Raw genomic sequence first — 15,432 nt, forward strand, 5'->3', positions numbered from 1 at the left:
CCGGGCCAATCGGCACCGGGACCTCACTCAAGTTATTCCCCGATAGCGTCGAGGCGTGACTGTTCGTCCATCTCAATGGCCGACTGGATAACCGGCTCCAAATCGCCGTTCATCACCTGATCCAGGTTGTACGCCTTATACCCGGTGCGGTGATCCGCGATCCGGTTCTCGGGATAGTTATAGGTACGGATGCGCTCGGAGCGGTCCATGGTGCGGATCTGAGACTTCCGCTGGGCGGAGTTTTCCGCGTCAATCTGTTCCTGCTGATGAGCCAGGATGCGGGCACGAAGAACACGCATGCCGGCTTCACGGTTCTGCAGCTGCGATTTCTCGTTCTGCATTGCCACCACGATTCCTGTAGGCAGGTGGGTGAGGCGGACGGCGGAGTCAGTGGTGTTAACGGACTGGCCGCCCGGGCCTGAAGACCGGTAAACATCGATCTTGAGGTCGTTCGGGCTGATCTCAAGCTCTTCGGGCTCGTCCACTTCAGGCAGTACCAGGACCCCTGCGGCGGAGGTGTGGATGCGACCCTGCGATTCGGTCACGGGAACACGCTGGACCCGGTGGACGCCACCTTCGAACTTAAGCCGGGCGTATACCCCCTCGGCAGGATCGTTGGAGTTGCCCTTCACCGCCATCTGGACATCCTTGTAACCGCCCAGGTCCGATTCCGTGGCCGAAATAAGCTCTGTCTTCCAGCCGCGGGATTCGGCATAGCGCATGTACATCCGGAGCAGGTCACCGGCGAACAGGGCGGCCTCATCGCCACCTTCACCACCCTTGACCTCCAGGATGACGTTGCGGGCATCGTCCGGATCCCTGGGAATGAGCAGCCTGCGCAAATTAGCCGCCGCCGATTCCAGGGCTTCCTCAAGCTGAGGCACCTCAGCGGCGAACTCGGGATCCTCCGCAGCCATTTCCTTCGCAGCAGCCAGATCGTCCTGGATGGAGTGCCAGCGCTGGTAAGCCTCAACAATGCCGTTCAGCTGGGCAGACCGCCGCCCCAGCTTCCGTGCCAGCCGCGGGTCAGCATAAACAGCAGGATCCCCCAGCTGCGCCTGAATAGCATCATGCTCATCCAACAGGCCCTGTACGGACTCAAACATTCTCAAAACCTCTTTCGACTTTTCCAAGTCTAGTAACACAAAAGCGAAGGTGGGCAAACAGCAAAGCCGTTCGGTTTTTGCCGCCCCGGGAGTGGCATCGGGCCTGCCGAAGCTGGGAGGCTTGCGATCGAAGATCGAAAGCCTCCCAGCGTAGGGGCGGGGGCGGCAAAACCGAACGGCGAAGGCGGAGGCGGAAACCCACACGGCGGACCGTGCGAAGGATTCCGGCACTCCGCCTTTGAACTCAGCTACTTGTCGTTATCCGACTTTGCGCCAAGCGTCGTCTTCTGAACCTGCATAAGGAACTCGACGTTGCTTTGAGTCTCCCGGATCTTGTTGGTCAGCAGTTCAAGGCTCTGCTGCGTTTCGAGTCCGGAGAGGACGCGGCGCAGCTTCCACATGATCTTGACTTCCTCGGGGGAAAGCAGGTTCTCTTCACGGCGGGTACCGGACGCGTTGACGTCCACGGCCGGGAAGATGCGCTTGTCAGCCAGCTGGCGGGACAGGCGGAGCTCCATGTTGCCGGTGCCCTTGAACTCTTCGAAGATCACCTCGTCCATCTTGGATCCGGTCTCTACGAGGGCCGTTGCCAGGATGGTGAGCGAACCGCCGTTTTCGATATTGCGGGCGGCGCCAAAGAAGCGCTTCGGCGGGTAGAGCGCGGCGGAGTCCACACCACCGGACAGGATGCGGCCGGAGGCCGGTGCTGCCAGGTTGTAGGCGCGGCCAAGGCGGGTCATGGAATCGAGGAGCACCACAACATCCATGCCCATTTCGACCAGGCGCTTTGCCCGCTCGATGGACAGTTCAGCCACAGTGGTGTGGTCGTCGGCGGGACGGTCGAAGGTGGACGCAATGACCTCGCCCTTGACCGTGCGCTGCATGTCGGTGACTTCTTCAGGACGTTCGTCAACAAGCACCATCATGAGGTGAACCTCAGGATTGTTGGTGGTGATTGCGTTGGCGATCGACTGCAGGATGAGGGTCTTACCGGCCTTGGGCGGTGAGACAATCAGGCCACGCTGGCCCTTGCCGATGGGAGCAACCAGGTCGATGACACGGGGGCCGATCTTCTTGGGGTCTGTCTCGAGGCGGAGGCGCTCGGACGGGTACAGCGGAACAAGCTTGGCGAACTCGACGCGGTCCCTGAGCTCTTCCGGAGTCTTGCCGTTGACTGATGTGACGCGCACGAGGGCGTTGAACTTCTGGCGGGCGGACTGCTGGCTGCGGTCCTCACCGTCACGCGGGGCGCGGATGGCTCCGACGACGGCGTCACCCTTGCGCAGGCTGTACTTCTTGACCTGGGCCAGGGACACGTAGACGTCGTTGGGGCCCGGGAGGTAGCCCGAGGTGCGGATGAACGCGTAGTTCTCCAGGACGTCGAGGATGCCCGCTACGGGCAGCAGGACGTCGTCCTCAGTGACCTCGACGTCGTCGACGTCGGGTCCCTGGCTGCGACCGCGACGGCGTTCGTTGCGGTCGCGGAAGCGGTCGTTGCGGGAGTTGTTGTCCCGGCTGTCCCTGCTGTCGCGGTTGTCGGACCGGTCGTTTCGGTCGCGGCGGTTGCGGCGGTTCCTGCGGCTGCCGCCGTCGGAATCATCGTTGTCACGGTTGTCGTCGCGACGGGTGTCAGGACGCGTGTCCTGACGGTTGTTTTCGCGGGTGCCTGTGGCATCGCCGGTGTCGCGGCCGCCACGGCCACGAGTGTTTTCGCGGCGCTCGTTGCGCTGGCCGGCATCGCCGGATTCGCCCTGCTCAGCAGCGCGCTGCTCAGGTGCACGCTGTTCAGTTCCACGCTGTTCAGATGCGCGCTGTTCCGTTGCACGCTGTTCGGCGCGATCCTCAGCGGCAGGCTGCTCAGACGGGGCTTCGACGCTCTCAGAAGCCGTAGCCGTGGCGGCTGCTTCTCCACGGCGGCGGTTGCGGGTGCGTGGCTGCCGACGCTCTACGGCGCCGTCCGCAGAGGGCGCTTCAGCTGTTGCGGCCTGCTTGGCTGCTGCCGGGGCTTCAACGGGTGCAGCATCCGGAGCCGGGGCTTCTGCACCCGGTGCGCTGACCACACCGTCGCTTCCAGCGCGACGGCTGCGGCCGCGTCCACGTGCTTTCGTGGTGTCCGCGGCAGGGCTTTCCTGCGCTGGTGCTGCGGGGGCTTCCGTTACGGCAACCGGGGCCGGAGCAGAGGAGGCAAGGGAGTTGTCCCTCACTTTCTCAGCAGAACGGGCCGGAGCCTTGCTCGCCGAGGAACCTGCACGGTGGGCGGAAATGGCCGTAACCAGATCCCCCTTACGCATGCGGGATCCGCCGGAGATACCCAACTGGCTGGCGAGAGCCTGCAATTGGGCGAGCTTGAGGCCTGCAAGGCCGCTGCTCTTGGGTGCGGCCGCTAATGCGGCAGCAGAAGATGATGTGTCCACAGCTGGAGACAGCTCAGTGGTTTCGGTCACGAAGGATCCTTCCCCCTCGACGGCGTCCAGACTGGGAGCTGGACGCGATGATTGATCTGGGCTGCAGTTCAGATCTGCAGCCGGGATTTCGGCCTTGCCGGATGGATTTCGGCCAGCAGGGCCGGATACTGATTCACCTGGAATGTTCCGGGTATGCGGAACGAAGGACTGGTCAGGGGTGCAGAGATGTTCTGCAGGTTCCTGCTACAGACCAAAAGCAGGTGGCACCGGAAAATATAGCGCAGTAGAAGATCGAAGCAGCAGATGCGAGACAGGCAACATGGCCAACATCGGGTGTCCCTGACTGCCTGCTTACCGCCTGCTTACTGCCTGCGGAATTACCGCCGGTGCAAGTCCACTTTAGCACCTTCGACGTCCACAGCCAGCTTCATCACACGCCAGGCGACATCCGGCGTGTTCTCGGACGTGTAGCTCCTGATGAATTCCAGGGTGGCCTCGGCTTCTTCTTCCCCGTTGGCCAGGACCAGAACCGTGGGACCTGCACCGGAGACAACTGCGGCGTGACCTGCCGCCCGGAGGGCGCCAAGCAAGCCCGCGCTGGGGCGCATTGCCTCGGCCCGATAGCTCTGATGCAGGTAGTCCTCAGTCCCTGCCAGCAGGAATTCCGGCTTCTGCGTGAGGGCGTGGATCAACAAGGCCGCCCTGCCCGAGTTCATCGCGGCCGCGTGATGTCCGATCGAGGCAGGAAGCAACGCCCGCGCCGCCTCCGTCGAGAGTTCGTAGTCCGGCACGGCGACGATTGGCACTACCTGCGGCGACACCTCGGCGCAGGTGCTGCTGTACTGGTCACTGTCCTGCCATGACAACGCAAGGCCGCCGAACAGGGCAGGAGCGACGTTGTCCGGATGGCCTTCCATCTCACTGGTGACCTGAAGAATCCACTCACGGTCCCGCTGCGAAGGAGCCGGCACGAGGGCGTTGGCTGCAACAACGGCTGCAACCACCGCGCAGGCCGATGAGCCAAGTCCGCGGCCGTGGGGATTGACGTTATTGGCGATGATTCTTAGGCCGGAATGGCGAAATCCCAGACGTGCGAGGGCGGCCGTGATGGCCTTGACCACAAGGTGGCTCGCGTCACGGGGAAGTGTCTCAGAGCCCTCGCCCGCCAGTTCGAAGAGAAGTTCGCCGGTGCCCAGAGTCTCTACCGTGAGAGTGTCATACAAGGACAGAGCCAGACCCAGGCTGTCGTAACCGGGTCCCAGATTAGCGCTGGTGGCAGGGACCCGGACAGTCACCTGCTGTCCCGCAGCGATGGCGGGCGATTCCGCGTCTGCCCTAAGCATCGTTTCCAACGCTACTTTTCTTCCAGTCCCAGTTCAGAAGCGACAGTCACGACGTCGTTGGAAACCTTGACGGGCTGCACTTCGCTGCCGTCCTCGGTCCTGAGCGCCCACTGGGGATCCTTCAGGCCGTGACCGGTAACGGTGATGACGATGGTCTTGCCTGCGGGAACCTGGCCAGCGGCGTGCTTCTTGATCAGGCCTGCAACGCCGGCTGCTGAGCCGGGTTCCACAAAGACACCTTCACGGGAGGAGAGCCAGCGGTGCGCGTCCAGGATTTCCTCATCGGTAACAGCTTCAATCACGCCGCCGGATTCGTCCCGGGCGGCAACGGCAGTATCCCAGGATGCCGGGTTGCCGATCCGGATGGCAGTGGCAATGGTGTCCGGTTCGGTAATCGGATGGCCGGCCACAAACGGTGCAGCACCAGCCGCCTGGAAACCCCACATTGTGGGTGTCTTGGTGGAAACAGCCGGAAGCGTACCTGCGGTCAAGGATTCGAACGGTGCCGAGTACTCCTTGTAACCCTTCCAGTACGCGCTGATGTTGCCGGCATTCCCCACAGGAAGTACATGGAAGTCCGGGGCGTCACCGAGGGCGTCAACGATTTCGAAGGCACCTGTCTTCTGGCCTTCGATCCTCGCGGGGTTGACGGAGTTCACCAGGAAAACAGGGTAAGAGTCACCCAGCTTGCGGGCGATGTCCAGGCAGTCATCAAAGTTGCCGTCCACCTGGAGCAGCGTCGCGCCGTGGGCGATAGCCTGGCTCAATTTCCCCATCGAGATCTTGCCTTCGGGCACCAGCACCGCACACTTCAGCCCGGCCGCCGTTGCGTAGGCCGCCGCGGAAGCAGAGGTGTTGCCAGTGGACGCGCACACCACTGCCTTGGCCCCGGCTGCGACCGCTGCCGTCATGGCCATGGTCATGCCGCGGTCCTTGAAGGAACCGGTCGGGTTCATGCCTTCCACCTTGAGGTAGACGGTGGAACCGGTAAGTTCGGACAACTGCCGGGCGTGGACCAGCGGAGTGCCGCCCTCACCAAGGGAGATCACCTTCGTGGCTTCCGTAACAGGCAAACGATCAGCGTATTCGCGGACTACTCCGCGCCATTGGTGAGCCACTTAGACTCCTTCTACCCGCAGTACGGATGTAACGGAATTGATGACGTCAAGGCCCTTCACGGCCTCAACGGTTGCTGCCAGTGCAGCTTCGCTTGCGCGGTGCGTGACTATCCTCAGTTCGGCCGTTTCCAGGTTGGAATCGGCGTCGCGGTGGATTGTCTGTCGCATGATTTCGATGGAAACGCCGTGGTCTGCGAAGAGACGCGCGATTTTTGCCAACACGCCGGGCTGGTCTGCAACGTCCAGTCCGATGTAGTAACTGGTTTGCGCGGCGTCGATGGGGAGCGCCGGCACGTGGCCCGTGGTTGTTTCCGTGCGGCCAGGGCCCCCAAGGACCAAGCGGCGGGCTGACGAAATAAGGTCTCCCAGGATTGCCGATGCGGTGGGGGTTCCGCCGGCTCCCTGGCCGTAGAACATCAGCTCGCCCGCGTTTTCCGCTTCAATGAAAACAGCATTGAAGGCACCGCGGACAGCGGCAAGCGGGTGCTCCCTCGGAAGAAGTGTGGGGTGAACCCTGACGGAGACGCCTTCCCCGCCGTCTGTTTCCGTGCCTGCGGCGGGCAGTTTCTCAGCAATGGCCAGAAGCTTGATGACGAATCCGGCATCCTTCGCAGCGGCGATGTCCGCAGCGCTGACGTTGCTGATTCCTTCACAATGCACGTTCTCGAGGGCAAACCGCGTGTGGAAGGCCAATGAGGCAAGAATGGCTGCCTTCGCGGCGGCGTCATGCCCTTCGACGTCAGCTGTGGGATCAGCTTCGGCGTAGCCGAGCTTCTGGGCCTCTGCCAGGGCATCGGAGAACTGGGCACCCGTTGAGTCCATCTGGTCAAGGATGAAGTTGGTGGTGCCGTTGACGATGCCGAGCACGCGGGTGATGCGGTCTCCGGAGAGGCTGTCCCGGATGGGGCGGAGAATGGGGATTGCCCCTGCAACGGCTGCTTCGTAAGACAGCTGGACGCCGGCTTTGTCCGCCTCTTCGTAAAGCGTGGGACCATCCTGGGCCAGGAGGGCCTTGTTTCCCGTCACCACACAGGCGCCGTTCTGGATGGCTGTCAGGATCAGGGACCTTGCCGGTTCAATGCCGCCCATGAGCTCGATGACCAGATCTGCATCTTTGACGAGGGTGTCAGCATCGGTGGTGAAGAGCTCCTGCGGAAGCTCGACGTCGCGCTTTGCATTGACGTTGCGCACAGCGATGCCGGAGAGTTCCAGGCGCGCTCCGGTACGGGCTGCGAGGGCGTCGGCGTCTTCAATGAGAATCCGCGCTACCTGGGCCCCAACGTTGCCGCAGCCCAGCAGGGCTACCTTCAGGGTTCGCACTTCAGTCATTCGCCACTCCCATGTCACGGTTTAACAGATCTTCTTCGGTTTCCCCGCGGACAATGAGCCGGGTGGATCCGTCGCGCACAGCGACAACGCCCGGCCGGGCCAGATAGTTGTAGTTGCTTGACAGAGCCCAGCAGTAGGCGCCGGTACCCGGTACAGCGAGAAGATCACCGGCTGCCACGTCCTCGGGCAGATATACATCTCTAACAACTATGTCGCCGCTCTCGCAATGTTTGCCCACTACTCGGGACAGCTGCGGAGCCGCTGCGGACGCCCGGGAGGCGAGGATGGCCGAATAATCGGCGTCGTAGAGCACCGGGCGGGCGTTGTCGCTCATCCCGCCATCCACTGACACATAGCGGCGGGGGTGCGTAACGTTTACGGCTCCTGAATCGGCAGAATCACCGGAAACCACGGGGCTGTCCACCCGGACTGTCTTCAATGTGCCCACCTCATAGAGGGTAAACGTGGACGTGCCCACTATCGCGCGGCCCGGCTCGATCGAGATCCTTGGGGCCTGGATGTTCAGTTCGGCACATTTTGACCGCACGACGGCGGCCATCGCCTGCGCGATCTCGGCTGGCGGGCGTGGACTGTCCACGGGAGTGTAGGCAATGCCGTAGCCTCCCCCCAGATCAAGTTCCGGCAGGACAATTGAATATTTGGCCTGCATGGCAGCAAGGAAATCCAGAAGCTTAGCCGCCGCAAGGGCGAAGCCATCGGCTTCGAAGATCTGCGAGCCGATGTGGCAGTGGATTCCGAGGAGCTCAATGCTGGCGTAGCTGGTGGCAGCTGCCACCGCTTCCTCAGCAGCAGACAAACCGGCCTCGTCGGTGGAATCACCTGCCATTGAAAGGCCGAACTTCTGATCCTCATGGGCGGTGGCGATGAACTCATGGGTGTGGGCGTGCACTCCTGGAGTCAGGCGAAGCATCACCTTGGCCACCTCCCCACGATCAGAGGCGATCTTGGCCACCCGCTCAAGCTCGGCGAGGCTGTCCACCACAATGCGGCCAACGTTCATGTCGAGCGCGCGCTTGATTTCGGCGTCGGACTTGTTGTTGCCATGGAGTCCAAGATGCGGGCCTTCAATCCCGGCTTTGGCGGCGACCGCAAGTTCCCCGCCTGAACATGTGTCCAGTCGCAGGCCCTCATCAGCCACCCAGCTGGCCACCGCGCTGCAGAGGAAAGACTTGCCGGCGTAGTAGACGTCCACTCCCCCGCAAATATCAGCGAACGCGTCGTCGAAGGCGTTCTTGAAAGCGCGGGCACGTGAGCGGAAATCCGTTTCGCTCATCACAAACAGGGGCGTACCGAACTCTTCCCGCAGGCGGCTGACGGGGATCCCGTCTATGGCCAACTCGCCGTCGTCGTTGCGTTCCACGCCCCCTGCCCACATCGGTGGATGCAGGACGTTCAGGTCTGCAGGCAGCTGCAGCCACTCAGGCGCCAGTGGCGAGGCCTGATGCGCACTCACTGCGTTGGTATGGCTGTTGGTATTCACTGTGCTGGTATTCACTCTGTTGGTATTCACTGCGCTGGTATTCACTTCGTTCATCTGTCTCACATCCGTTCCGGCGCCGAAACGCCCAGCAGATCAAGTCCATTGGCCAGCACCTGGCTCGTGGCATCGTTGAGCCACAGCCTGGTGCGGTTGAGGTCGGTGATGGCTTCATCCCCGAGCGGCGCCACCCGGCAGGCGTCATACCAGCGGTGGTAGGCGCCGGCGATCACTTCAAGGTGGCGGGCTATCCGGTGCGGCTCACGGAGTTCAGCGGCCTTGGCAACGATCGAGGGATAGCTGCCGAGATAGGACAGGAGTTCGTTCTCAGTGGCATGCTCCAGCAGGGAAGCGTCAAACGCGCTTCGGTCCACACCGGCTGCGACAGCGTTACGGGCTGTACCTCGTGAACGGGCGTGGGCGTACTGGACGTAGAAGACGGGGTTCTCGTTGCTGTGCTTCTTCAGCAGCTCAGGATCGAGCGTCAGCGGGGAATCTGCCGGGAACCGGGCCAGGGAATACCTGACGGCATCTTTGCCCAGCCAATCGATGAGGTCCTTGAGCTCGATGATGTTGCCTGCACGCTTGGAGAGCTTGGCTCCATTCACGGAGACCAGCTGACCGATCAGGACCTCGATGTTGACGTCAGGATCATCTCCGGCGCACGCCGCAATTGCCTTGAGGCGGTTGATGTAGCCATGGTGATCGGCGCCCAGGAGATAAATCTTTTGATCGTAGCCGCGATCCTTTTTGGACAAGTAGTACGCAGCGTCTGCGGCAAAGTAAGTGGGCTCCCCGTTGGCCCGGATCATGACCCTGTCCTTGTCGTCGCCGAAGTCAGTGGTGCGCAGCCAGACTGCCCCGCCGTCGTCGAACACGTGGCCCTGTTGGCGCAGGCGGGCAACGGCACTTTCGATCGCCCCGCCGTCGTGCAGGTCCTTTTCAGAGAAATAGGTATCGAACACCACACCGAAATCCGCCAGCGTGTGCTTGATGTCGTCAAGCTGCGCCTCATAGGAGGCGGCCCGGATGACAGGCAGCGCCGCAACATCAGTGAGTTCACGGATATCCGGATGCCGGGTCAACACGTGGTGGCCGAGGTCTGCGATGTACTGGCCGGGGTAGCCGCCTTCCGGCACATCCCTGCCGTGCAGGCGGGCCAGCACCGACTCTGCGAAGACATTCATCTGGGAGCCGGCGTCGTTGATGTAGTACTCGGCCGTGACTTTTGCGCCGGAGGCACGGAGAACCCTGGCGATTGCATCACCCAAAGCAGCCCACCTTGTATGCCCAATATGCAAGGGGCCGGTGGGATTGGCAGAGACAAACTCCATGTTCACCACGTGGCCGGCGAGCGCAGAATTGGTTCCATACGCTGGACCGGCCTCCACAATGGCCTTCGCCAGCGCGCCGGCAGTCGCTGCATCTACGGTGATGTTCAGGAATCCCGGTCCGGCGATGTCCACCGACGAGACGCCGTCGATGGTCTTAAGCCTTGTGCTTAGTACGGCAGCAAACTCACGCGGATTCATGCCTGCCTGCTTGGACAGCTGCAGTGCGATATTGGTGGCCCAATCGCCGTGGTCACGGTTCTTCGGACGCTCCACGCGGACCTCCTCGGGCACAGCCGAAGCCTCGAGGGCGACGTCGCCGGCCGCGACGGCGTCTTTCAGGCAGGCGGATATGGCGAGGGAGAGTTCTTCGGGGGTCACGCATCTAGCCTACCGGTGCCCTGCAATCCAGCGGAATTTGCATTGCGGCAGCAGTCGTCGCGAACCGCAATCCCGGATGCTTTTCGGGGTGCTCTTAGAGTTCTTTTTGGAAGGATTAGCGTTCACAGGAAATTCACAGCGCCAGGAAATGATGAACCATTACGCTGATTCTGACGTTGTCACATCCGTAACAGTCCCCGAACGAGAATCGAGCCCTGTATGAAAACCGCCCGCAAAAGTCTGTTCGTTGGCGTCGCCGGCCTCTCCCTGGTAGGAACCGTGGCCGGATGTGCACCGTCAGCCACCTCTCCGGCAGCCAGCACTCCCGCAGCTACAAGCGCAACTACGTCCGCCGTACCCTCGAGCTCACTGGCAACCTCCGGGACGGCCTCCGGCTACAAGGACGGGACCTACAGCGCCGACGGTAACTATGTCTCCCCCAACGGCACCGAGACGGTGGGCGTCGAGCTGACGTTGGCGGACGGGACGGTATCAGCCGTAAAAATCACCGAGCACCCGACCAACCCGAACACCAAGAAATTCCAGGGTGAGTTCGCCGGAGGGATCCAGGCGCAGGTCGTGGGAAAGAAGCTGGATGAACTCAATGTATCCAAGGTGGCCGGTTCGTCCCTGACCAGCGGCGGGTTCAATGACGCCGTGGAAAAGATCAGGTCCCAGGCCAAGTAGCCACTACCAACTGCAACAGTTCCACATCTTAGGAGAGCACGTGCCCCATCCGGGTTGGGCGGCATTCACTTTTGACGGGATAGGTACCCGTTGGGAGATCTGTACGCCCATTCAGCTGGCGGACGTGCAGCAACGCAGGCTTCTGGCCATCGTTGAGGAGTACGACTCCGCTTGGTCCCGTTTCCGCCCGGACTCCCTGGTGGCTTCTGCCGCGAGGGAGTCCGGCCGTTTCGAGATGCCTGACAACGCCGCTGAGCTGGGCTGGCTCTACCGCGACCTCTACCGGATCAGCGGTGGCGCGATGACACCCCTGATCGGGGGAAGCCTTGAGCACCTTGGTTACGACGCCGGATACACCTTGCTTCCTAAGGGATCACCGGTGGCACCGCCGCGCTGGGAGGACGTTCTGCAATGGGAAGGTTCCATCCTGTCGACGTCGGCACCTGTTGTGCTGGACATTGGCGCCGCCGGCAAGGGGCAACTGGTAGACCTGCTGTCCAAGGAGCTTTTGGCGCAGGGATTCAGCGAATACTTCCTCGATGCCAGCGGCGACCTGTTCAACTCAGGTCCCAAACCCGTGTCCATAGGACTCGAACACCCGTACGATCCCGAACGTGCCATCGGGACAATCAGCCTGCGCGCCGGCGCACTGTGCGCATCAGCCTCAAACAGACGGACCTGGGGCGACGGGCTGCACCACGTTCTGGACGGATTAAGCGGCGCTCCGGTGCAAACCATAGTGGCCACCTGGACCGTGGCTTCCAGCGCCATGGTGGCGGACGCGCTGGCCACGGCACTGTTTTTGGTTTCCGGGGACCGGCTCAAGGAGGACTTCGATTTCTCCTGGCTCAAGGTCTTCTCGGACGGAAGCGCAGAATACTCGGCAGACTTCGAAGGAGTACTTTTCTCATGAGTTCCATCAGTTTGCGGAGCCCCGTCGCTACGCGCCTGGACACTGCGCTCAACCGCCTGACGATGTACCGCCTTGTGCTCTGGGTCCTGGGGATTCTTGTGGCGTACAGCCTGCTGCTGAACGTCCTGGGATGGCTGACCTTCGGTATTCCGGAAATGTTGGCGCACCTGGCGCTGTGCCTTGGGCTGACTTATGGATCCAACCGGGGCCTGGCCGCCCTCTTCCGGGTACAGCCACATTCCGAATCCTCCCTGATCACCGGGCTCCTGCTGTACTTCCTGTTCTGGCCCTCGTTCAAAACGCTCGATATGGCAGGTGTGGCACTTGCCTGTGTCCTGGCGTCCGCCTCCAAGTATGCCCTCGCCTGGCGGGGCCGCCACATCTTCAACCCTGCCGCCGCCGGCGCGTTCATCACAGGACTGACCGGCCTGAATATCGCGACCTGGTGGGCGGCCACCCCTTCGATGCTCCTGCTCCTGGTTCCGGGCATTGTGCTGGTGCTTTACCGGACCAGGAAGGTGATTATGGGCCTTGTGTTCGTTGTCGCCTCCACGTCAATCGTGGCAGTTGAACTATTGCGTGCAGGAATGTCGGCCGGGGCGGCCTTGTGGCAGCCCCTTGCCCAGCGGCCCATACTGTTTTTTGTCGGTTTTATGCTCACCGAACCACTGACCTTGCCGCCCCGCCGTTGGCAGCAACTGGGGCTCGCCGCCGTCGTCGGTGTTGTTTTTGCCCTGCCGTACAACTTCGGGTTCGTGGCGAATTCCCCCGAACTGGCGCTGTTGTTGGGCAACCTGGTCGCCTTCTTCGCGGGCCAGCGCGGCGGTATCCGGCTCCATTTCCAGGGCTCCCGCCCCCTCACGCCTACGACGACGGAATTCACGTTCCGTCCGGAGCGCTCCGTAAGGTTTACCCCCGGGCAATACATGGAACTGAACCTCCCGCACACCGGCTCTGACGGGAAGGGCCGCCGTCGCGTCTTCAGCGTCACAAGCTCCCCCGACGATCCGGATGTGTCCTTCGGTGTCGGTACCGCTGAACCCCTCTCCGCTGCCAAACGCGCGCTCCAGTCCTTGGAGCCGGGCGACACTGTGACCGCCACGGCTGTGGGTGGGGACTTTGTCATGCCGCGTGACCCCTCTGTTCCCGTACTGCTGATCGCAGCAGGGATCGGCATCACTCCGTTCCTGGCACACCTTAATGCCGGTGCCGCCCGCGAACGCGATGTGGTGCTGCTGTACCTCGCCAAGAACGGCGCCGAACTCGCCTACGCGGACGAGCTGGAAAAGTCAGGGGCGCGAGTCATCGTACGGCTCTCGGACGGATCTGCGCCGCCACGGTCGTTCCACAATGCTTTCGCTGGCGTGGTGCCGGACAGTGCCTCACGGTTGGAGGGATCCGTGCAGGCAGTAGCAGGCCCCGGCCCCGGCCGCTCCGCCCGGATTGACGGGCCCGCCCTGAAAGAGCTTGTGCCGGACATTTCAGAGCGTGAGGTCTACATTTCCGGCTCCCCTGCCAGCGTTCGATCCCTGCGTTCTGCCGCCCGGCGGGCAGGGGTCAAAAAGGTACACACTGATTCCTTTGCCGGCTATTGAGGGACGTCGGCTGTCAGGAGCCGCTGGTTTTCCCTTCAGGGCTACGTTCCTGCTAAGCTCTAGGACGTCCCGCCGGTAAGGCTGGATCCCTGAAATGCCCTCGTAGCTCAGGGGATAGAGCGTCTGCCTCCGGAGCAGAAGGTCGTAGGTTCGAATCCTATCGAGGGCACAACCGAAAGCCCGTCAGTTCAACGAATTGGCGGGCTTTTGCTGTGCCACCGCAAAAAAGTCGCTACCCCCTCGTAGGCTGATTTCCAAGAGACAGCGGGTCAAGCGGCAAGGGGTATTCCATGTACTGTTCGATCATTCCGCCGTACATCCTCAAGCGGGTGGCGGCACAGGACGCGCCACGATTTTCGGCGGCGGCCAGGGCGGCCAAGGAAGCGCTGCTTCACGTCAAAAGCGTGCAGGCTGCGCGGGCACAGCCCTCCCCCGCCCTTCCTCCCGGTATTCGCCAAGTGAAACCGGGCCCTCCGCAAAGGACCGTTTACGATGCCCAGGAAGCGGAAATACTGCCCGGCAAAGTAGTCCGGAAAGAAGGCGAACCGGCTACCGGTGATCCGGCCGCCGACGAGGCCTACGATGGACTCGGCCATACGCACCGGCTCTATGCGGACGTGTTCGGGCGGAATTCCATAGACGCGCAGGGCCTCCCGCTTGACGCGACGGTGCACTTCGGGAAGCTGTACGACAACGCCTTCTGGGACGGATCGCAGATGGTCTTCGGCGATGGGGACGGGGAGATCTTTCAAAGGTTCACGCTTTCCCTGAGCGTTATCGGCCACGAATTGGCTCACGGGGTCACACAGCATTCAGCCGGCCTCGCCTACCGCAACCAGGCCGGAGCAATCAACGAATCCCTCTCCGACGTTTTTGGCGCCCTGGTGGAGCAGTTCGTTGGACAGCAAACAGCTGCGGAAGCCAGCTGGCTCATTGGAGAAGGACTTTTTACGTCCCAGGTTGAAGGTTCTGCCCTGCGCTCCATGAAGGCCCCGGGAACGGCATATGACGACGACGTGCTGGGCAAAGATCCGCAGCCGGACTCGATGGATTCCTATGTACGGACCAGCGCCGACAACGGCGGAGTTCACATCAACTCCGGCATACCCAACCGGGCGTTCTACCTTGTGGCCTCAAGTTTGGGCGGTTATGCATGGGACTCGCCTGGCCGCATCTGGTACGACGCCCTGACGAGCGGCTCGCTTAAGGCCGACACCACGTTCCGGGCCTTCGCCAAGGTAACTCTGGCTTCGGCAGAGGAGCTGTTCGGAGCAGCTTCACCGGAACATGACGCGGTCAAGCTGGCATGGGAAACTGTCAAGGTAAAGCTATAAAAGACGCCGCCTGCACAGAGTGAACCCCCGTGAAGGAAGCACCCAAAGCGGTCCGGCAGTACCGGAAGCACAGGAACCAGGCCATGAAAATCACCGTCCAGCGCAGCGGCGGCATTGCTGCGCTGACCCGTGAGTGGAGCGTGAAGGCTGTGACCCCTGCGGACAAAAGCCGCTGGGAGCCCCTTATTGATGCGTGTCCGTGGGATGCGGTGCCTGGACGGGACGAGGATGGCGGTGGTAACCAGCCCGACCGCTTCATGTACTCCATCCGGGCAGGACAGCACCGGGCCACGCTTCCGGAGCGTGCTGTTACCGGCCCATGGCGCATTCTTGTGGACAACACCAGGGCGGCCGCGGAGGCTTCCCGCAACAAGGACGGAAAGCGCTGAACC

The 15,432-nt window shown here is 62.2% G+C and carries 12 protein-coding genes and 1 tRNA gene; 6 read left to right on the plus strand and 7 right to left on the minus strand.

What is annotated here, in order from left to right; all coding sequences use genetic code 11:
• Nucleotides 1-32: 32 nt before the first annotated feature.
• From prfA to argS, 7 genes are all read right to left on the minus strand, one after another.
• The gene (gene prfA / locus M1D88_RS13580) at nt 33-1,106 is read right to left on the minus strand and encodes a peptide chain release factor 1 (protein ID WP_458111341.1); all 1,074 of its coding nucleotides are present in this window, start codon (nt 1,104-1,106) and stop codon (nt 33-35) included.
• A 248-nt stretch (nt 1,107-1,354) separates the two neighbouring features.
• A complete protein-coding gene (rho, locus tag M1D88_RS13585; protein WP_458111342.1) occupies nt 1,355-3,550 on the minus strand; it encodes a transcription termination factor Rho in 2,196 nt (731 codons plus the stop codon).
• A 338-nt stretch (nt 3,551-3,888) separates the two neighbouring features.
• Nucleotides 3,889-4,854, minus strand: a complete 966-nt coding sequence (gene thrB / locus M1D88_RS13590; protein WP_458111343.1) for a homoserine kinase — start codon at nt 4,852-4,854, stop codon at nt 3,889-3,891.
• An 11-nt stretch (nt 4,855-4,865) separates the two neighbouring features.
• On the minus strand, nt 4,866-5,972 hold the full coding sequence (thrC, locus tag M1D88_RS13595; RefSeq protein WP_458111344.1) for a threonine synthase: 1,107 nt from the start codon (nt 5,970-5,972) through the stop codon (nt 4,866-4,868).
• Nucleotides 5,973-7,301: a homoserine dehydrogenase gene (locus M1D88_RS13600; RefSeq protein WP_458111345.1), complete on the minus strand. Its 1,329-nt coding sequence runs from the start codon at nt 7,299-7,301 to the stop codon at nt 5,973-5,975.
• Nucleotides 7,294-8,775 carry a diaminopimelate decarboxylase gene (lysA, locus tag M1D88_RS13605; protein ID WP_458114525.1) on the minus strand — a complete coding sequence of 494 codons (1,482 nt, stop codon included), beginning with the start codon at nt 8,773-8,775 and terminating at the stop codon, nt 7,294-7,296. Before lysA ends, M1D88_RS13600 begins: the two co-directional genes overlap by 8 nt.
• 86 nt (nt 8,776-8,861) lie before the next feature.
• Entirely contained in the window at nt 8,862-10,511 is a 1,650-nt protein-coding gene (argS, locus tag M1D88_RS13610; protein ID WP_458111346.1) for an arginine--tRNA ligase, read from the minus strand.
• Between the two features lie 219 nt (nt 10,512-10,730).
• Between argS and M1D88_RS13615 the strand changes: the two genes are divergently transcribed.
• The 6 genes from M1D88_RS13615 to M1D88_RS13640 all read left to right on the plus strand — a co-directional run bounded on the left by M1D88_RS13615 (nt 10,731) and on the right by M1D88_RS13640 (nt 15,429).
• Nucleotides 10,731-11,198 (plus strand): FMN-binding protein, encoded by a 468-nt coding sequence (locus M1D88_RS13615; protein ID WP_458111347.1) that lies wholly within the window; start codon nt 10,731-10,733, stop codon nt 11,196-11,198.
• A 40-nt stretch (nt 11,199-11,238) separates the two neighbouring features.
• A complete protein-coding gene (locus tag M1D88_RS13620; protein WP_458111348.1) occupies nt 11,239-12,111 on the plus strand; it encodes an FAD:protein FMN transferase in 873 nt (290 codons plus the stop codon).
• Nucleotides 12,108-13,706, plus strand: a complete 1,599-nt coding sequence (locus M1D88_RS13625; RefSeq protein WP_458111349.1) for an FAD-dependent oxidoreductase — start codon at nt 12,108-12,110, stop codon at nt 13,704-13,706. The genes M1D88_RS13620 and M1D88_RS13625 overlap by 4 nt, the downstream gene beginning before the upstream one ends.
• A 96-nt stretch (nt 13,707-13,802) precedes the next feature.
• Nucleotides 13,803-13,875, plus strand: a tRNA-Arg gene (locus M1D88_RS13630).
• Between the two features lie 121 nt (nt 13,876-13,996).
• A complete protein-coding gene (locus M1D88_RS13635; protein WP_458111350.1) occupies nt 13,997-15,040 on the plus strand; it encodes a M4 family metallopeptidase in 1,044 nt (347 codons plus the stop codon).
• 83 nt (nt 15,041-15,123) lie between these two features.
• A complete protein-coding gene (locus tag M1D88_RS13640) occupies nt 15,124-15,429 on the plus strand; it encodes a protealysin inhibitor emfourin (RefSeq protein WP_458114526.1) in 306 nt (101 codons plus the stop codon).
• Nucleotides 15,430-15,432: the final 3 nt, after the last annotated feature.

This window comes from Arthrobacter sp. R1-13, assembly GCF_054161475.1.